The organism is Marinoscillum sp. MHG1-6, assembly GCF_024714475.1.
Classification (GTDB): domain Bacteria; phylum Bacteroidota; class Bacteroidia; order Cytophagales; family Cyclobacteriaceae; genus JAMZMI01.
Genome location: NZ_JAMZMI010000008.1, coordinates 79,165 through 97,377, shown reverse-complemented (window position 1 = coordinate 97,377; position 18,213 = coordinate 79,165). Strand labels below are relative to the sequence as shown.

Genomic DNA, 18,213 nt, shown 5'->3' with positions numbered 1-18,213 from the left:
CCAACCTGAATACACCGCACAGGCGCTACTCTATTATCTTTGTTAATACGCATGTTCATATTCGAAATCATTACCGCTCTTTTGATTCTATTGCACCTGATTGATTTCTTAATCAAGGCTATCAAGGTGTTAAAGGCAAAAGAACCCGCGAAGGAAAACCAGGAAAAACACGGGTTTTCAGTGGTGATCTGTGCTCACAATGAGTTAAAAAATCTTAAAAAAAACCTGCATGCAATCCTTGAGCAAGATTACCCAAACTTTGATGTGACGGTGGTATTGGACCGATGCGATGACGGAAGTTATGATTACCTGCAATCCCTTTTTGAGAACTACCCACGCCTAAAAGCCCTCACTATCAATAGGGTTCCTAAAGAATTCCATCCAAAAAAATTTGGCATAACCAAAGCCATCGAACTGACAACTTATGACTGGATATTACTGACAGATGCGGACTGCCACCCCCATTCTTTACACTGGATCCATTCTTTCAATAATCTGGTAAAATCCAACATTAAATGCATACTGGGAATTGGTCCATACAGGTATCAACCGGGGCTTTTGGGCTCCTTTATTGCCTTTGAGTGTTTCAAAACAGCTCTTTTTTACATTTATGCCACCCTGCGGGGAAAACCTTACATGGCTGTAGGACGAAACCTGGCCTATCGCAAAGAGGCTTTCTTTGAGGTCAATGGCTTTGGATCATCCAGGGGTATTACCGGAGGGGATGACGACCTGCTTATTCAACATTTAGCCACAATGGATAATTGCGCAATTAATCTGGATCCACGCTCGTTCACCCTATCCGAACCTAAAAGTAGCTGGCGCAGTTATCTAAGTCAGAAGACACGTCATATTTCCGTTGGAAAGTATTATGAACCTTCTGTGAAACTTCGCCTTTTTGTGAGCAATGGTATTCATTGTGGCATGTGGTTGAGTAACATTATTTTATTTAGTTTTAACCCGAATCACGGCCCGATCGTTATAGCCTTTGGAATGGCTTTGGCAGTGAAGGGATTGGTTTCCAGGGCAGTCTCACGTCGAATCATTTTGAGATGGCATTTATGGCTCTTTCCAATATTGGATTTGATATATGCACTTGGACTTCCGTTGATTGGCTTAAGGTCAATTTTGATTAAAAGAGTTAGATGGAATTAAATAGACAATTCTCAGAAAAAGCTTTAAAGGACTTCAAACTGATAGATAAGGCAACCATTGATGGTGATGAATCAGCCTTTGCTGAGTTGCTATCAAGGTATAAAAAGCCAGTTTACCATATGATCCTGAAGATGGTAAGGAATGTGGACGATGCGGAGGATCTCACTATTGAAGCATTCGCCAAAGCATTCAAGAATCTTGCACGCTTCAAAAAGGACTATACTTTCAGTACGTGGTTATTCCGTATTGCTACGAATAATGCGATTGATTTTATTCGTAAGAAAAAACTGGAAACCTACAGCCTTAATACCTCTTTCAGTAATGATAATGGCGAAGCTGTGACCATAGATGTGGAGGATCACAACCTCACTCCTGATGAAGCAACGATTAATACTCAGAAAATTGAGTTGGTGCGCATGTTTGTCACAAAGCTCCCTGCCAAATACCAACGCCTGGTTCGACTGAGGTATTTCGATGAACTATCGTATGAGGAAATCGCCAAAGAACTGGATGCACCACTGGGAACCGTCAAAGCGCAACTTCACAGAGCTCGTGAGCTCATGTATGAACTAGTGAAGGACAAGAAAAAGCACATGTAATTTGGACGCTCGCATTCTTCACAAATACTTTCCTGATCTTTCCGAAAAACAGGCACATCAGTTTAGTGCCCTTGGCGAATTGTATGCCGACTGGAATCAAAAAATCAATGTAGTTTCCAGAAAAGATATAGAAGATCTATACGAACGCCATGTGCTTCATAGCCTGGCCATAGCTAAATTCTTTCAATTCCCGATGAATAGCCGGGTGTTGGATATCGGAACAGGGGGTGGATTTCCGGGTGTTCCTCTCGCTATTATGTTTCCTGACTCCAATTTTCTTTTGGTAGACTCCATAGGGAAAAAGATCAAGGTGGTGACTGAGGTCTCATCAGCGATTGGACTTAACAACCTTAAAGCGGAACACCAAAGAGCTGAAAAGATCAAAGGTGACTTCGACTACATCGTTTCCAGAGCAGTAGCACAGACCAAAATGCTCATGAACTGGACCCGAACAAAATTGAAACCATCTGCGGAAACCAAGGATTCCAGTGGGTACCTCCTTCTCAAAGGTGGTGACCTGAAAGAAGAACTTAAAGAGATTAAAAGACCCTATCAGGAAAAGCTAATCAGCACCTACTTTGATGAGCCTTTCTTCGAAACAAAAAAGGTGATTTATATCCCGATGGGGTAAGTGTCCTTTCATATAATCATACCATGACTTCAAGTCATGCCATGATTATACCGTAAAAAGTTTCTATCTTAAGAAGGAATCCGAGTTTCGAAATGAGATCATATCTGCTAGTTTTTGTGACTCTTCTGACTTTCTCCTGCACGGAAAAAGAATCGCTGGATCAGTTTTACTGGATGGAAGGCCTTTGGCTAAAAGATGACCCTGATTCAATGCTCTACTCCTGTGAATCGTGGACGAAAATTACCCCTTTCGAAATGAGTGGTTTTGGGATGACCCTGGATTCAGGTGATACCATCTTTTATGAAGAACTTCAAATCATCTCCGGACAGAGTGACATCTATTACATCGCGGATGTCGGGGACGGACCTGTCAGCTTCAAGCTCACGCAGGTTGAGTCAGACAGATGGGTTTTCGAGAATCCTGAACATGACTTTCCTCAACGTATTGTCTATACCAAAACTGACAGCACCATGACTGCATACACTGAAGCAGCACAGGTTTCCATCCCGTTCCGTTTCAAAAGAGCGAAAGAATGAATAAAGATTCCTTCAGAAAGCACGCCCATGAGGCAGTAGACTGGATTGCAGATTACCTTGAAAACATCGAAAAGTACCCGGTAAAATCTCAAGTTCAACCTAAAGGAATCTATAATCAGGTTCCAAAGTCACCTCCCGAAGTCCCTGAAGAATTTAGTGAGTTGATCAAGGACCTTGACAAGATCATCATGCCGGGAATCACCCACTGGCAACACCCTAACTTTCATGCCTATTTCCCGGGGAATTCCAGCTATCCGTCCGTAATTGGAGAAATCATCACAGCTGGCTTGGCCACTCAGTGCATGCTTTGGGAAACCTCACCTGCAGCCGCCGAACTGGAAGAAAAAATGATGGATTGGTTCAAAGCCATGATGGACCTTCCAAAAGACTGGCAGGGAGTCATTCAGGATTCGGCCAGTAGCTCCACCCTTGCGGCCATATTATCAGCCAGAGAAAAGGTATCGGACGGAAGCATCAATCGGAATGGCTTTATTTCACAAAAGTTAAGGATCTACTGCTCTACGGAAACGCATTCATCTATTGACAAGGCTGTTAAAATTGCCGGCATTGGGGCCAATAACCTGGTGAAAGTGGCTACGGATGAAACCGGCGCCATGATCCCGGGCAAATTATCCTCCGCAATCCAAAGTGATTTACAAAATGGTTTCACTCCTTGTTGCGTGATAGCCACTTTAGGAACAACAAGTACCCTGGCATTCGACCCTTTACCTGACATTGGTCAAATCTGTCAGCAACACAATATATGGATGCATGTAGATGCAGCCTATGCCGGTAGTGTTTTGATTCTTCCTGAATTCAGGTACCTGGCAGAAGGTTTGCATTATGCAGACAGTTTTGTCTTCAATCCACACAAATGGTTGTTCATCAACTTTGACTGCTCTTTCTATTTTGTCAATAGCAAAGAAGACCTTATCAACACCTTTGCTATCACTCCGGAATTTTTAAAGACCCCATCTGATGACAAGGTTAATAATTACCGTGATTGGGGCGTATCACTGGGAAGAAGATTCAGAGCTTTAAAAGTGTGGTTCGTAATAAGAACTTTTGGACTTACCGAATTGCAAAACAAGCTTCGATCTCATATTGAATTGAGCAAATGGCTGAAAAATGAAATTGAGATGCATCCAAACTTTGAGCTTTTGACCCCTCAGATATTGAATATGGTAGTTTTCAGGTATGTTGATCAGCAGAAAACTGAACAGAATCTGGACGAGATGAATGAAAATATCCTTAGAGCAATTAACGACTCAGGAAAAGCTTACTTGTCCCATACCAGGCACAGGGGGAGATATGCCATTCGATTGGTAACCGGACAAACTAATGTTCAAATGGAGCATATCAGAGCCGTTTGGGGATTATTGCAGGAATCAATACCTAAACACAGTTAGCGTCATGAAAAAACTAGTTGTACTCACTGGGGCCGGCATCAGTGCCGAAAGTGGAATCAATACCTTCCGGGATGCCGGTGGCTTGTGGGAAGGTCATGATGTCACCGAAGTAGCCTCCCCAGAAGGATGGAGAAAGAACAGGACGCTGGTACTGGATTTTTACAATCAACGACGAAAACAAGCACTTACAGCCAAACCAAACCCCGGTCATCTGGCTCTGGCTGATCTGGAAAAAGACTTCGAGGTAGTTATCGTCACGCAAAACATAGATAGCCTTCACGAACAAGCAGGCAGTACTAATGTGATACACCTGCATGGGGAATTATTTAAGGTAAGAAGCACCCTTGATGAAAGTCTCGTTTATGATCTTGATGGCTGGGAACTCAAAGAAGGAGATAAATGCGAGAAGGGTTCTCAGCTCAGACCTCATATTGTATGGTTTGGAGAGTTAGTACCAATGATGGAATTTGCAGTAAAAGAAGCGATACAAGCTGACCTGTTCATGGTAGTAGGAACCTCACTTCTAGTCTACCCTGCAGCGGGCCTGATGCATTACACTCCTCGTGAAACACCCAAATTTATCATAGACCCTAAACTCCCTGAGATTGGTGACAGCCTGGGCCTACATTTCTTTGAAGAGCCTGCCAGTACAGGAGTTCCGAAAGTAGCCGAATTACTCAGAAAGGAATTTTTGTAGCACATTTTTAGTTCCATTCACGATGAAACTATTGATCAAAAATATGGTTTGTCAACGTTGCATCACAGCAGTGAGCAACATCCTTGCGAAAAACGACTTTCAGACCGAAAGTATACGATTAGGTGAGGTCGAGTTGACCAATACTCTTTCTTTGGACCAAATACAGAAGCTTAATGATGAACTGATTGAAGAGGGCTTCGAGCTGATCGATGATCGGCAGTCACAACTTATTAATAAAGTCAAAAGTCTGGTGATTGACCAAATACATCACTCTGACAATAAGCTCCGGTCCAATTGGTCCGATTACCTTAGCGACCAACTCAATCATGAATACAAATACCTCAGCCATCTCTTTTCCTCTACTGAAGGGATGACCATAGAACAATACATCATCCGCCAAAAAATAGAGAAGGTCAAAGAAATGATCCGTTACGATCAACTCAGCTTATCGCAAATAGCCTATCAACTGGATTATAGCAGCGTAGCTCATCTTAGTGCTCAATTCAAAAAAATAACAGGCATGACGCCCAGTACCTTCAAGCAAATAGGCGAGCGTAAAGCGTTGGACAAAGTGTAAATAATGTAAAGGATGCTGAAAGTCGTGTAACACCTCATTGAGCACTTGTGAAGAACTTTGCCTTATGGAAACTAAAAACAACATCAGCAAAAAAACCTATCCGGTTACAGGCATGCATTGTGCAAGCTGTACGAATAGCGTACAAAGCATTTTGACAAGCCAAAATGGTGTCCAGGATGCGAATGTCAACCTGGCAACCAATTCGGTGCTGGTAGAATTTGATCAAAAAGAAATTAAGCCGGAAGGATTGAAAAAAGCCGTTCAGTCTATTGGCTATGATCTGCTTATTGATGAGGATGACGACCAGTCTGAGTCGATAGAGGAGTATCAGCGCCTGGCGTATTCCAAACTGATACAAAATACGGCATGGGCTGGTGCTCTCTCTATTCCCATGGTAATTCTTTCGATGGTATTTCCGAACTGGTCTCTCTCCGGGATCATTTCGGCCATATTAGCGACTCCTGTAGTCTTCTATTTCGGACGTAGGTTCTTTATTGGAGCATGGAAGCAATTGCAACACAAGAAGGCTAATATGGACTCCCTGGTTGCGCTTAGCACATCCATAGCCTACTTTTTCAGCCTGTTCAATTTAGTTTTTCCGGAAACCTTACAATCAAGAGGCCTTGAGGCACATGTCTACTTTGAAGCAGCGGCAGTAATTATCTTCTTCATCCTCGTAGGGAAACTACTCGAAGAAAGAGCCAAAACTCAAACTGCCAGCTCCATCAAAAAACTGATCGGTTTGCAACCCAAAAAAGTAACCATATTGGATGAGCATGGCCATGAGTCAGAAAAAGGTATAAAAGACGTGCAGGTCGGGGACCGGATATTGATCGTTCCCGGACAAAAAATCCCGGTGGATGGAAAAGTAATTGACGGACAATCGGCAGTGGATGAAAGCACATTAACAGGAGAACCTATTCCTGTTGACAAAGACATTGATGATACGCTTACATCCGGGACTCACAACATCTCCGGAAGTTTGGTCATGGAGGCAACGAAGGTAGGAGAAAGCACCTTTCTCAATCAACTCATTAAGTTGGTTCAGGAGGCACAAGGCAGTCGTACTCCTGTCCAAAACCTTGTAGATAAAATCGCCGGAGTCTTCGTCCCTACGGTTATCGGATTATCAATATTAACACTCCTTAGCTGGCTTATTTTTGGTGGAGATCAAAATGTCACGCACGGCATATTATCCATGGTGACCGTTCTGGTTATAGCCTGCCCATGCGCGTTGGGTTTAGCCACTCCGACTGCCCTTATGGTTGGTGTGGGGAAAGGTTCTGATAATGGTATTCTTGTAAAAAATGCCCAAAGTTTGGAACACGCTCATCAAGTGGACACGGTTGTTTTGGATAAAACGGGGACAATCACTGAGGGAAAACCTTCCGTTTCAAGCATCAAATGGCTGCAGAATGAAGCACATTATGCTCCAATCTTGAAGACGCTTGAAAGCAAAAGCGAACACCCGCTTGCAAATGCAGTTTCAAATTTCCTTGATTCGATAGACAGTTATAAAGTTCAAAGTTTTTCCAACCTTCCCGGTAAAGGAGTAATGGCTACCGTCGAAAACAAAAACTACTTTGTAGGGAGCCAGAAACTATTGTCTGAAATGAAACTTGAGCTTGACACTGAAGATCAGGATCAAATTAAATCATGGGAAAGCGAAGGAGAAACGGTTGTTTACTTCTTTACACGTCAGGAAGTGCTGGCCATCATTGGTCTTGCTGATAGTATCAAAAGGGATAGTTCGGAAGCCATAAAAAAATTAAAAGATAAAGGCATTCATGTCATCATGCTAACCGGAGACCATGCTGGAGCGGCGAAGGCAATCGCTGAGCGAGCCGGAATTGAGCACTTTGAAGCCTCACTCCTTCCACACGAAAAAGGTGAGTTTATTCAGAAGCTACAAAGTGAAGGAAGAAAGGTAGCAATGATCGGAGACGGGATCAACGATACCCACGCGCTTTCCCTCGCTGATTTAAGTATTGCCATGGGGCAGGGAGCGGATATTGCCATCGATACAGCCAGCATGACGATCATTTCATCTAATCTCAATAAAATACCTGAGGCACTGCAGTTGTCCCATCAAACGATCCGTACTATCAGACAAAACTTGTTTTGGGCGTTCATATACAACCTAATTGGAATCCCCATTGCCGCGGGACTCCTATACCCGATCAATGGTTTTTTACTCAATCCGATGATTGCGGGAGCAGCCATGGCCATGAGTTCAGTATCCGTGGTTACCAACAGCTTGAGACTTAAATTCATGAAGCTTTAAGCACTTAGTTTTATCTTTAATAAATGACCAACAAGGATTCACCGCTCTTTCAATTTTATACTGCTTTTCAACAAAAAGATGCCAAAACGATGGGTGCTCTTTATGGTGAGGATGCCACTTTTGAGGACCCGGCTTTTGGAAAGCTGAATATTGATCAGGTTCGGGCCATGTGGAAGATGCTCATCAAAAGAGGAGGCAGCGATCTCAAAATTGAGTTTGAGGTATTGGAAGAAACGGAATTTGTTGGCAAGGTCATCTGGCAGGCTTATTATGTCTTTAGCAAAACAAAAAGACCCGTCCACAATATTATTACAGCCAATTTCAAACTAGCAAACGGAAAGATCGTTGAACACATCGACCAGTTCGATTTTTACAGATGGTCTAGTCAGGCTTTGGGCCTACCGGGAAGACTACTTGGCTGGAGCCCAATTATGAAAAATAAAGTGAGAAAGCTAAGCAAGAAGGCATTGGAGCAATACATGAGATCAGATACATAATGGAATTAGAGGCATTAAAATACCCTATCGGGCAATTTGAAACCCCGGCACATTACAGCCAGCAGTTGATTCAGTCATGGATTCATGACATTGGCACTTTTCCCTCCCTACTTACCCAGACAGTTGAAAGCCTGGCCGCCGAGCAACTGGAATGGAAATATAGACCAAGTGGATGGTGCATCAGACAGGTAGTACATCACTGTGCTGATAGCCACCTTAACAGCATTGTGAGATTCAAGCTCGCACTCACCGAAGACAATCCGACCATAAAACCATATGAAGAAGCCCTTTGGGCAGAGCTGCCAGATATGAATAGTCCTATTGAATGGTCACTTATCCTTCTTGAAGGACTTCATAAAAGATGGGTTGCACTACTGGAAAATTTATCGAGCGAAGATTTGGAGAGGGTTTTCACACATCCGGAACAAAGAAAGACCTTTACCGTCTGGCAGATTATTGCCAACTACTCCTGGCATTGTCGTCATCATTTGGCGCATGTAAATCAAGCCATTGAAGCTAAAGGAAAGTATTGATGGAGCTCTGGATTGATATTCTGGGTTGGATCGGCTCTATTGAAGTCGTCCTGGCTTATTACCTCATCAGTCAAAAGTACCTGGATGCTTCATCGATCTGGTATCAATTCCTCAACCTGACCGGAGCATTACTACTCATTGCTAATACCTACTATTACAAATCATACCCGTCTTCATTTATCAATGTTATCTGGGTAGGCATTGCAGGTTATGCTTTAATCAAAATTTGGCGCAGCTAGTTCTCTACGCATTTTTTTTGGATCATTTCCTCTGCTTTCTTCATTCCAAATATTTGAGCTTTTGTCAGACAGTGACAAGCTTCTTCCCTGTTCTCCAATTCAAGCTGCGCCATTGCTGCATTGTACCAGGTCAATCCATGTGTTGGATCGATGCTTAGATATTGATAATAAAACGCCAGCGCTCGTTCAAATTCCTTCTCGCTGAAATAGGTGTTACCAATCAAATAGTTAGTTTCCACCCTATTCGGCTCTAGATATTGAGCCCGATTGAAATCTCTTCGAGCTTCCTCAAAATATCCCAGTTTTTGATAAGTCCTTCCCCTATTAATTAATGTCAAGGCATCTTCCCCTGACCTCAATGCCGTGTTAAAATACTTTAAGGCCTTATCTGTTTGTCCTTTCTCTAAAGCTTCTACTGCAAGCAAATTAAGCGTTGGTGCAAATGTGTTATCATTCACTAGTTCACTTGGCAGCCTGGTACCCGGGTTGACAATGGCCAAATTATACCAGGCCAGCTGATGATAAGGATCCAACCTGATGGCCTTTTCAAAATCAGCGATGGCCATAACCTCTCTATTCATGGAAAAAAATAGTAAGCCTCTGTTCACATAGGTATCAGCATTGGCTTCTAACTCCAACGATTGATTGAAATCCTGCAAAGCCATTTCATTCCTTCCCAGCTTTTCATAGGCCATGGCACGATAGTTATATACACGAGCCTGCATACTTTCAAGGGTAAGAATACTTGTCTCACCGGCGCCGGACGGATCAACTTCAAACAATATACTTCGTGTAGCCCCATTGGAACCATTTTCAATGAGGTAATTGAAATCTTGTAGTGCCTGTTCAGCATTGTTATAATTCAGGTAAATCAGTCCCTTGCTAAAATAAGCCTCACTAAATGTAGGATCATGCTGTACCACAGATTCGTAGTCTGCAAGAGCCCTTATTGGCAGACCAACTGCCTCATAAATTCTCGCACTAAGGTAGTAGGCCTGTGCAGTCGGATGGTGATGGATCGACATATCCACTTCAGTCCTGGAAATTTCCAGCTTATTGGACCGATAGGCCTCAAGGGCAAGCTCATAATGACTGGAAGCCAGATTATAGTGACTCTGACCAAAAATCGGAGTAATAAAAATAAGGCATAGCAAAAATGCCATAAGGAATCTCATACTGGAATAAATCAAATCCCGATTTATCCAGTTCCCCCTTCTCAAAAAAAGTAAGTTAGATCAATATACCCGTCGAATCGACATCGCACTATCCTTTGCCAAATGGGTAAACTTCCCATTCTCGTACTTATAGAAGCTAACGGCCATCACCAAAAACAAGGCTGAACCCTCAGGTAAATCAAGCTGATTTACTGAAAGCATGGTTGTCATCGGATCCACTGAAATTTTTAGTAAGGGAAACATCTTACTTTCATAAGAGCCGTATTTTCCATTGACTTCATCATCAATTGCCTTGTAAGAATCTTCGATGTCGTCATAAGTATAATCAGAGATGGCAACCAATCTGGCCGTTATCTTGAAGTTGGTAGCTTCGTCAGGTTTAACAAAAGTTTCCTCCGGTATGAATGACGGAAAATGAATGATTACCTGTCCTCGTCGTGAACCTGGTTTAATAAAATATTTGGCCCCAAAAATATGCTCATAAGTCGCAGTAGAGTTGAATTCAAACCCATTCAAATGGTGACCATGTTTGCTCACAAAGATGGGCCTGGTCCCAATTTTACCTTCCTCAAACCTTGTTAGATTTCGGAATTGAGCCGTCAACTTACCTGAAACATATGACTCACATATCTCAGACATGCCTTCGGAAAAGGCATCTCTTAAGGTCTTGGCCATCATTGAGGCGACGCCAAATTCCTTTTGATTGTCTCTTAATTTTTGGTAGTTCGGTTCAGTCTTGATTTGCTCGGCGGTAGGTCCGCCTTTTCTTGAAATAATGATGTCGTCAACTCCTTTGATTTTGTACGCCCGATATCCTTTAGGAACTTCGATTTCGGAGTTGTCAGAAAGTGTTCGCTTCATTCGCTGGTAAGATTACTAAGGTTGTCTGTTAAGTTTAGCTTTGGTCGGTATAATAAAAGTTTTCGAAATATAACAATTCCAAGAAGATTTTCAAAAAATTTACAAAAAAAATCACTTAACGCTAAATGATTTTAGGTATTGATAACTAATGACTTATGAACTTCATAATATCTGAGCACCTCAACAACCAGAAATAGTAAAATCCGTATGTAGGAAATTACAAAGGACATGCACACAAAAAAACCAATACCAACAATCTTCCGAGTTTTGGGGTATACCTTTGACCTCGGAAAAACCTAAAGATTATGAAGAAGCATTTGAAGACTCTCGGAAGTGACCTTCCGTCCGGTGTAGTTGTATTTTTGGTAGCTTTGCCTCTTTGTTTGGGGATTGCTCTGGCATCCGGAGCTCCACTGTTTGCTGGTATTATTTCAGGTGTTGTAGGCGGCATCGTTGTAGGCTTCTTTAGTGGTTCACACCTAAGTGTGAGTGGGCCTGCAGCAGGTCTTACAGTGATTGTCCTCACTGCCATCACGGATTTAGGTAGTTATGAAATTTTTCTTTTAGCTGTTTTTATTGGAGGTCTAATTCAGTTGATATTAGGTATCCTGAAAGCGGGTATCATTGGACACTTCTTTCCAAGTTCAGTGATTAAGGGTATGCTTTCAGCTATTGGTCTCATCCTCATACTGAAGCAAATACCACATGCATTGGGTGACGATCGGGATTACGAAGGTGATGAAGCATTCCTGCAGTTTGATGGAGAAAACACCTTTACGGAAATAGCCCTTGCCGTTCAAAATATTGATCCCGGTGCATTTATTATCTGCGGGATCGCCCTGGGGATCCTTATATTGTGGGAGACAAGAACTTTCAGAAACATGTCCTGGACAAAGATCATTCCCGGACCACTTGTGGCGATCATTCTGGCTGTATTCCTTAACAGCGTCCTTTTCAACTCAGTATTCTCTGCTCTGAAAATAGGAGGAAAGCATCTGGTTAGACTTCCTGAAATTGAGAGTTTCACTCATTTAACCAGTATCCTTGATTTTCCTGATTTTAGTCAATTATTGAACCCTCAGGTTTATATCACTGCATTTACCATAGCCATTGTCGCGAGTTTAGAAACACTTTTAAGTCTGGATGCGGTGGATAAATTAGACCCATACAAGAGGATTGCTCCAGCTAGTAGAGAGCTGAGAGCCCAGGGTATTGGAAATATGGTCTGCGGCTTGATTGGAGGACTTCCTGTTACATCTGTTATCGTGAGAAGCACCGCTAACGTGAGCTCGGGAGCCAAAACAAAGGCATCTGCTATAATTCATGGATTTTTTCTTGGAGGAAGTGTCCTTTTCTTCCCTCAGATACTCAACCTGATACCCTTATCGGCGCTGGCAGCCGTACTACTTATGGTTGGTTACAAACTAGCCAAGCCTTCCCTGTTTAAAGAAATTTACGGCCAGGGAAAAAATCAATTTCTTCCATTTATCATTACCATTGGAGCCATCCTGTTTACTGATCTGTTAATAGGAATAATTGTGGGAATAATTGTTGGGTTGGTATTCGTTATCAAAGCCAATTTGCACCAATCAATTCTGGTGAAACAAAACTCGGACGATGAATATATCATCAAACTTGAAAAGGATGTTTCTTTCCTTAATAAAGCAATGCTACGTCATACCCTGAGAGGCATTCCGGAAGGATCTTCTGTGATATTTGATGAATCTGAATCCATCTTTATCGACCATGATATTGTTGAAACCATCCAGGATTTTGAAGCCACGGCTCGAAACAAAAACATCAGCATCAAAATTCGACAGCCTAAAAGCTCTAACAACAAAGTTTTAAGTCAGGCATCCTGATTTACACGTACGGATTTGTTAGTTTTTCCGTTCTGTTCATGATATGAAAAACTTGTCACGTATTACTCTTTGGATTGTCTTGCTGGGACTCATTACTTCCTGCCATGCCACCTACTATAAGGTCAAAATGACCAAACCCAAACGTCATTTTTTTGGAGGATACTATGATGACTCTAAAGATCGAAAAAAGAAGAGAATCAAAACGGTAAGGTACAAGTCATTAAAATCGACAAAAGGAATTAATGCTTCGAAATAGGCTTTCTCTTTTTATTGCAATAGGCACGATAATTCTTTCGAGTTGCCAGAAAAACTCATCTCCAACTTCGGTTATAGGTCCTCTTGGAGATAGCGCCATGGTTGCTTCTGCACATCCCCTATCCACACAAATTGGATTGCAAGTTCTGAGGGAGGGCGGTAATGCTTTTGATGCTGCAGTTGCCACCCATTTCGCCCTTGCCGTTGTTTATCCCCGAGCCGGAAACGTGGGCGGTGGCGGATTTGCGTTGTATAGGATGAAGGATGGGGAGATCGGCTCATTGGATTTTAGAGAAAAAGCTCCCGCCCGCGCCTCAAGAGATATGTTTTTGGATGAGCAGGGAAACATTGTGGATCGGCTTAGTATCATTGGCCATAAAGCCGCAGGGGTTCCGGGTTCTGTTGATGGAATTCTGAAACTATACGATCAGTTTGGAACAAAATCATTGAGAGAGTTATTAGCGCCAGCTATTGATCTTGCTACCAGTGGATATGCCATCACTCAGGATCAGGCCGATGAATACAATGCGAAACGAGACGACTTTATTCAAGTAAACGGCCCCGACTTCTTTCTGGTAAAAAATGAACCATGGCAAGAGGGTGATACTGTAAAATATACTGAACTAGCAGGCACTCTTGCGCTGATTAGAGATCAGGGACGATCAGGCTTCTATGAGGGCATAGTGGCGGATCAAATCGTTAAGGAGATGGAAAGCGGTGGCGGACTGATCTCATTAGATGACTTAAGTGGTTATTCTTCAAAATGGCGTGATCCAATCGTTGGTAACTATCGAGGATACAAAGTTATTTCAATGCCTCCTCCTTCCAGTGGTGGAGTGGCACTACTTCAACTCTTGCAGGGTTCCGAAAAATATGATATTCCAGCAATGGGGCATAACACCCCGGAGACCATCCATATTCTGACTGAATTGGAAAGAAGGGTCTACGCTGACCGTGCTACACATCTCGGAGATCCTGATTATTATGACGTTCCTGTGCAGATGCTATTAGATCCGGCTTACAACAAGAAGCGCTTCTCTACCATTCAAAAGGACAAAAAGACAGATTCTCAGGATGTTAAAGAAGGTGAAGTTGACATAATAGAAAGTGTACAAACCACGCATTTTTCAATAGTTGATACATATGGAAATGCCGTAGCCATTACCACGACCTTAAACTCCTATTTTGGATGCAAGGTATATGTAGACGGGGCAGGTTTTTTCTTAAATAATGAAATGGATGACTTCAGCTCAAAACCGGGTGTTCCCAATCAGTTTGGGCTTATTGGAGATGACGCCAATGCGATTGTTCCAAATAAGCGCATGTTGAGCAGCATGACTCCCACGATCGTTGAAAAAGACGGCAACTTAAAAATGGTCCTGGGGACACCAGGAGGTTCGACGATCATCACCTCGGTCTTTCAAACCATCATGAATGTGGTTGATCATGAGATGGGAATGCAGGAGGCTGTAAACGCTAACCGAACACACAGTCAATGGCTTCCCGATAGAATCTTAATAGAGGAGCGATGGACTGACGGTGAAACCATTAAAAAGCTAGAGCAACTTGGTCACGTAATAGAATATAGAAAAGCCTTAGGGAAAATGGATTGTATACTCTTAAGAGCTGACAGCACCCTCGAAGGAGGTGCCGATTACACTCGCGGAGATAATTATGCGGAAGGATTTTAATCCCTGACCACTTCAAATTCAACCCTCCTATTGAGCTTTCGTGTTTCCTCCTTTCGGTTATCAGCGATTGGCTCACTACCTCCATAACCCTTTCCCGAAATTCGCTTCGCTTCGATACCTTTCTCAACAAGGTACTTTTTCACAGCAATTACACGTTTATCTGAAAGCTGAACATTAAGCATCTTATTTCCAACATTGTCAGTATGCCCTTTCAGGAAAATTTTAACTTCCGGGTTTTCCAACATCATTTCTCTTACCAGGTCTAGTTCTTCCTGGGAGGTTTCAATCATTTTATCCGTGCCTCGATAAAACAGCACATTTTCAAGTACGATCGTATTGCCCGTTTCAAGTGGCTCCAACCGGATCACATATTCACCAGACTCATCTATTTGATCATATGTATAGTGTAGCGTTTTAGAAAGATACCCGCTGGACTTAAATTCAAGGATCACTGAGTCTCCCTCAGAAAAAGCATATTCTATGACCTGTGTCGCACCCACTTGCATACCTCCACTTCTCACCTCTTGTGCGTCACCGAGCATACTAATGATTTTGAAGACGAGCGGTTCATCACTTTTAGCATCCCTTGCTTTAAATGTCACCACTTTAGATTCTTCTAAAAAAGGAACATTCAGAGTGTCCCGAACTGGTGCATCAGAATTGACTGGCTGAATAAGCACACGTTTAATATCACCATATCCATCACTGTTTTGAGTTGAGATGAAATAAGCATAATCCTCTCCATCATTAAACATAAAGGAAGTCTCAGCGCCCACACTATTAATAGGTGACCCCAAATTGATCGGTGTACTCCAACTCCTCCATGAATCATCTAACCTGGTAGCATAGAAAATATCAAAACTTCCGAAGCCGTCTCTTCCATTTGTAGCAAAATAAAGCGTCTTATTATCTGGTGCTAAAAACGGAGTGATCTCCTGATACTCGGTATTGATTTGACTCCCCAGTCCTTTCGGTGCAGACCACTTGCCTTGAGCATTCAAAAAGCTCACATACAAATCCTCCACTCCGTATCCCGTTTTATTCTCCATGCTTAAAATCAATATTCGACCATCTCTGGAAAGAAACCCATTCTGTGCTTCTCCTAAAGAGGAAAAATGTGGGATCTCAATTTCAACATGACGATCATCTTCAGGATTATAAACCATTACCTTTCCGTAATACTGCCCCATACTCTTGGAAGTCTCACTATATAAAAAGTACTGTCCGTCAGATGAATAGCCAAGTGGAGTCTGCAGCCAGGAAATCCCTCCCATTTTCTCAGATCGGGAAGAATCAATTACTCCATTCCTCGAAAACCACAAATCACCCGGATCAGATTTTCCACCCTTATTGGCTTTACTCTTCTCCCTGGTAAATACCATCACCCCATCAGGAGAGAGGTATAAGTAACTTTCATCATCGACAGAATTAAGCCCGTGCAATGGCTCGGGATTAGAATAAACGGTCACCTGCGCATACCCATGATACACTAACAAAATCAACCCAAGAAGCAAACCACCAACTCTCATTTATATAATTATATTAATATTTTTTTGTAAAAATTTAATTTCTATATTTGTGTATATGAATAAAGCACTATAAAGTTGTACTCAACAAATATTTCTCTCTATCGAGAACAATATTACAACAAGTGTTAGGATTTTTTTGTGTGCCCTGATGAAACCTCATCAGGGTTTCTTTTTGCCCTTACTGATGTATCTGTTCCCTTTTATAAAAAACCTCCATGGCAGTAATGCATCTTCCCCAGCATAATCCACGCCAATTCTAGCATCGGCCTCTATATCAAACGTTTCACGTTCCTCCTTTTTCTCCGCAATCCAGACATCTTCTTCAAGCAAAGATGCTTTATTATGAGCTACACTAATCCCCATCGCTTTGCTTAGCATTCCAGGTCCGGACGCGATCCTCTCTTGTGAAGCTTTATCGGTTCGCTTCTTCATCAACTCCAAGCCCTCAACTGGCTCCAAAGCTCTGATAAGCACTGCATCTGCCAGCCCCTCTTCATTTGTCACCACATTAAACAAATGATGGATACCATAACAGAGATAGACATAAGCCGTCCCTCCTCTGCCATACATCACCTCGGTTCTGGGAGTGCGCTTCATAAAAGCATGACAAGCTTTGTCATTTAAGCCGTGATAGGCTTCCGTCTCAACAATTTTCGCTATCGTCACCTGATCAGCTATATTCGTCATCAGGTACTTGCCCAGTAGTTCCCTGGCAATCATTACAACATCGTCACGTACGTAAAACGACCTGGGGAGTTTTTCGTATGCATGTATATCAATTTTTGACACTTTGTTTAATAGAGTAATCGAACCTTAAACCAAAACAATGCAAAACTTAAAATTATTAACCCTTATCGCATTCCTTTATTCATTTTCAGGTTTTTCACAAATTCAAACCCCTTCTGCCAGCCCTGAGGCCACCCTTATTCAAAAAGTAGGCGTTACCACCGTCACCATCGAATACTCCCGACCAGGTGTAAAGGGCAGAACTATTTTTGGGGAGCTGGTGAAGTACGATGAGCATTGGAGAACAGGTGCCAACGATGCCACAAAAATATCCTTTGATGGTGATGTAACCCTTGGAGGAGTGGAGTTGTCGGCTGGAGACTATGTGATTCTTACTCAACCAGGGAAAAACGACTGGACGATCAACCTATACGCTTTTGACGGATCCGGGGTAGGCGGCTATACAAAGAAAGAGCCTGTTGGATCATTTACGTCCAAGCCTGTATCAATCAGCGATCAGGTGGAGTCTTTTACCATAGACATTAATAATCTCAGAAACAGCACTGCTACCATTGATCTGATTTGGGACAAAACCAAAGTATCACTACCACTAGATGTAAAAACTGATGAAAAGGTGATGGCTACCATCAATTCCTATGACGAATCAAGCATGAGACAGCAAGCAAATGATTATCACGGAATGGCATCCTACCTCCTCTCTGAAAACAAAGAACTTGATAAAGCGCTTGAATTTGAAACCAAGGCTGCTCAATTAAGACCTGATGCTTATTGGATCCTAAGAACGAGGGCCCTGATACTGGCTGAACTGGGTAAGTACAAAAAGGCCATCAAATCTGCCGAGGAAAGTATAGAATATGCTGAAAAGGCAGGTAGCAATTACTATGTAGAACAAAACAGGGCTTCGATAAAGAAATGGAAGAAGGCTAAATAATGATT

19 protein-coding genes are annotated in these 18,213 nt (G+C 42.4%); 15 read left to right on the top strand and 4 right to left on the bottom strand.

What is annotated here, in order from left to right:
- Nucleotides 1-51: 51 nt before the first annotated feature.
- The 11 genes from NXR94_RS15515 (at nt 52) to NXR94_RS15465 (ending at nt 9,157) form a co-directional block, all read left to right on the top strand.
- A complete protein-coding gene (locus NXR94_RS15515) occupies nt 52-1,155 on the top strand; it encodes a glycosyltransferase (RefSeq protein ID WP_258105581.1) in 1,104 nt (367 codons plus the stop codon).
- A complete protein-coding gene (locus NXR94_RS15510) occupies nt 1,146-1,754 on the top strand; it encodes an RNA polymerase sigma factor (protein WP_258105580.1) in 609 nt (202 codons plus the stop codon). Before NXR94_RS15515 ends, NXR94_RS15510 begins: the two co-directional genes overlap by 10 nt.
- A 1-nt stretch (nt 1,755) precedes the next feature.
- The gene (gene rsmG / locus NXR94_RS15505) at nt 1,756-2,385 is read left to right on the top strand and encodes a 16S rRNA (guanine(527)-N(7))-methyltransferase RsmG (RefSeq protein WP_258105579.1); all 630 of its coding nucleotides are present in this window, start codon (nt 1,756-1,758) and stop codon (nt 2,383-2,385) included.
- 92 nt (nt 2,386-2,477) lie between these two features.
- Nucleotides 2,478-2,921, top strand: a complete 444-nt coding sequence (locus tag NXR94_RS15500) for a DUF6265 family protein (protein WP_258105578.1) — start codon at nt 2,478-2,480, stop codon at nt 2,919-2,921.
- Entirely contained in the window at nt 2,918-4,330 is a 1,413-nt protein-coding gene (locus NXR94_RS15495) for a pyridoxal-dependent decarboxylase (protein WP_258105577.1), read from the top strand. Before NXR94_RS15500 ends, NXR94_RS15495 begins: the two co-directional genes overlap by 4 nt.
- Before the next feature lie 4 nt (nt 4,331-4,334).
- Nucleotides 4,335-5,027, top strand: a complete 693-nt coding sequence (locus NXR94_RS15490; protein WP_258105576.1) for an NAD-dependent deacylase — start codon at nt 4,335-4,337, stop codon at nt 5,025-5,027.
- A 22-nt stretch (nt 5,028-5,049) separates the two neighbouring features.
- Nucleotides 5,050-5,604, top strand: a complete 555-nt coding sequence (locus NXR94_RS15485; protein WP_258105575.1) for an AraC family transcriptional regulator — start codon at nt 5,050-5,052, stop codon at nt 5,602-5,604.
- Between the two features lie 64 nt (nt 5,605-5,668).
- The gene (locus NXR94_RS15480; protein WP_258105574.1) at nt 5,669-7,888 is read left to right on the top strand and encodes a cation-translocating P-type ATPase; all 2,220 of its coding nucleotides are present in this window, start codon (nt 5,669-5,671) and stop codon (nt 7,886-7,888) included.
- Nucleotides 7,889-7,911: 23 nt separating this feature from the next.
- A complete protein-coding gene (locus NXR94_RS15475) occupies nt 7,912-8,385 on the top strand; it encodes a nuclear transport factor 2 family protein (protein WP_258105573.1) in 474 nt (157 codons plus the stop codon).
- Complete coding sequence (locus NXR94_RS15470) at nt 8,385-8,918, top strand: YfiT family bacillithiol transferase (protein WP_258105572.1); 534 nt, start codon at nt 8,385-8,387, stop codon at nt 8,916-8,918. Before NXR94_RS15475 ends, NXR94_RS15470 begins: the two co-directional genes overlap by 1 nt.
- A complete protein-coding gene (locus NXR94_RS15465; protein ID WP_258105571.1) occupies nt 8,918-9,157 on the top strand; it encodes a hypothetical protein in 240 nt (79 codons plus the stop codon). Before NXR94_RS15470 ends, NXR94_RS15465 begins: the two co-directional genes overlap by 1 nt.
- Here the strand turns inward: NXR94_RS15465 and NXR94_RS15460 are convergent.
- Together NXR94_RS15460 and NXR94_RS15455 are read right to left on the bottom strand one after the other, a co-directional pair.
- Entirely contained in the window at nt 9,154-10,332 is a 1,179-nt protein-coding gene (locus NXR94_RS15460; RefSeq protein WP_258105570.1) for a tetratricopeptide repeat protein, read from the bottom strand. The genes NXR94_RS15465 and NXR94_RS15460 overlap by 4 nt on opposite strands.
- 60 nt (nt 10,333-10,392) lie before the next feature.
- On the bottom strand, nt 10,393-11,193 hold the full coding sequence (locus NXR94_RS15455) for a hypothetical protein (protein ID WP_258105569.1): 801 nt from the start codon (nt 11,191-11,193) through the stop codon (nt 10,393-10,395).
- A gap of 305 nt (nt 11,194-11,498) precedes the next feature.
- Here NXR94_RS15455 and NXR94_RS15450 point away from each other — a divergent pair, with 305 nt between their 5' ends.
- The 3 genes from NXR94_RS15450 to ggt are packed head-to-tail and all read left to right on the top strand — an operon-like array spanning nt 11,499 to nt 15,001.
- Nucleotides 11,499-13,055, top strand: a complete 1,557-nt coding sequence (locus tag NXR94_RS15450) for a SulP family inorganic anion transporter (protein WP_258105568.1) — start codon at nt 11,499-11,501, stop codon at nt 13,053-13,055.
- Nucleotides 13,056-13,098: 43 nt separating this feature from the next.
- Complete coding sequence (locus tag NXR94_RS15445; protein ID WP_258105567.1) at nt 13,099-13,311, top strand: hypothetical protein; 213 nt, start codon at nt 13,099-13,101, stop codon at nt 13,309-13,311.
- Entirely contained in the window at nt 13,298-15,001 is a 1,704-nt protein-coding gene (gene ggt, locus NXR94_RS15440; protein ID WP_258105566.1) for a gamma-glutamyltransferase, read from the top strand. The genes NXR94_RS15445 and ggt overlap by 14 nt, the downstream gene beginning before the upstream one ends.
- Here ggt and NXR94_RS15435 read toward each other — a convergent pair.
- Both NXR94_RS15435 and NXR94_RS15430 read right to left on the bottom strand, forming a co-directional pair.
- Nucleotides 14,998-16,530: an OmpA family protein gene (locus tag NXR94_RS15435; RefSeq protein ID WP_258105565.1), complete on the bottom strand. Its 1,533-nt coding sequence runs from the start codon at nt 16,528-16,530 to the stop codon at nt 14,998-15,000. The two genes, ggt and NXR94_RS15435, sit on opposite strands and share 4 nt — an antisense overlap.
- Nucleotides 16,531-16,689: 159 nt before the next feature.
- Nucleotides 16,690-17,319: a DNA-3-methyladenine glycosylase gene (locus NXR94_RS15430; protein ID WP_258105564.1), complete on the bottom strand. Its 630-nt coding sequence runs from the start codon at nt 17,317-17,319 to the stop codon at nt 16,690-16,692.
- A gap of 37 nt (nt 17,320-17,356) precedes the next feature.
- Between NXR94_RS15430 and NXR94_RS15425 the strand changes: the two genes are divergently transcribed.
- On the top strand, nt 17,357-18,208 hold the full coding sequence (locus tag NXR94_RS15425; protein WP_258105563.1) for a DUF2911 domain-containing protein: 852 nt from the start codon (nt 17,357-17,359) through the stop codon (nt 18,206-18,208).
- Nucleotides 18,209-18,213 lie beyond the last annotated feature (5 nt).

Excerpts from the sequence above, each read along its gene's own strand:
- NXR94_RS15515 (WP_258105581.1), top strand. The coding sequence starts at position 52 with ATGTTCATATTCGAAATCATTACCGCTCTTTTGATTCTATTGCACCTG.
- NXR94_RS15510 (WP_258105580.1), top strand. The coding sequence starts at position 1,146 with ATGGAATTAAATAGACAATTCTCAGAAAAAGCTTTAAAGGACTTCAAA.
- NXR94_RS15500 (WP_258105578.1), top strand. The coding sequence starts at position 2,478 with ATGAGATCATATCTGCTAGTTTTTGTGACTCTTCTGACTTTCTCCTGC.
- NXR94_RS15495 (WP_258105577.1), top strand. The coding sequence starts at position 2,918 with ATGAATAAAGATTCCTTCAGAAAGCACGCCCATGAGGCAGTAGACTGG.
- NXR94_RS15490 (WP_258105576.1), top strand. The coding sequence starts at position 4,335 with ATGAAAAAACTAGTTGTACTCACTGGGGCCGGCATCAGTGCCGAAAGT.
- NXR94_RS15485 (WP_258105575.1), top strand. The coding sequence starts at position 5,050 with ATGAAACTATTGATCAAAAATATGGTTTGTCAACGTTGCATCACAGCA.
- NXR94_RS15480 (WP_258105574.1), top strand. The coding sequence starts at position 5,669 with ATGGAAACTAAAAACAACATCAGCAAAAAAACCTATCCGGTTACAGGC.
- NXR94_RS15475 (WP_258105573.1), top strand. The coding sequence starts at position 7,912 with ATGACCAACAAGGATTCACCGCTCTTTCAATTTTATACTGCTTTTCAA.
- NXR94_RS15470 (WP_258105572.1), top strand. The coding sequence starts at position 8,385 with ATGGAATTAGAGGCATTAAAATACCCTATCGGGCAATTTGAAACCCCG.
- NXR94_RS15465 (WP_258105571.1), top strand. The coding sequence starts at position 8,918 with ATGGAGCTCTGGATTGATATTCTGGGTTGGATCGGCTCTATTGAAGTC.
- NXR94_RS15460 (WP_258105570.1), bottom strand. The coding sequence starts at position 10,332 with ATGAGATTCCTTATGGCATTTTTGCTATGCCTTATTTTTATTACTCCG.
- NXR94_RS15455 (WP_258105569.1), bottom strand. The coding sequence starts at position 11,193 with ATGAAGCGAACACTTTCTGACAACTCCGAAATCGAAGTTCCTAAAGGA.
- NXR94_RS15450 (WP_258105568.1), top strand. The coding sequence starts at position 11,499 with ATGAAGAAGCATTTGAAGACTCTCGGAAGTGACCTTCCGTCCGGTGTA.
- NXR94_RS15445 (WP_258105567.1), top strand. The coding sequence starts at position 13,099 with ATGAAAAACTTGTCACGTATTACTCTTTGGATTGTCTTGCTGGGACTC.
- ggt (WP_258105566.1), top strand. The coding sequence starts at position 13,298 with ATGCTTCGAAATAGGCTTTCTCTTTTTATTGCAATAGGCACGATAATT.
- NXR94_RS15435 (WP_258105565.1), bottom strand. The coding sequence starts at position 16,530 with ATGAGAGTTGGTGGTTTGCTTCTTGGGTTGATTTTGTTAGTGTATCAT.
- NXR94_RS15425 (WP_258105563.1), top strand. The coding sequence starts at position 17,357 with ATGCAAAACTTAAAATTATTAACCCTTATCGCATTCCTTTATTCATTT.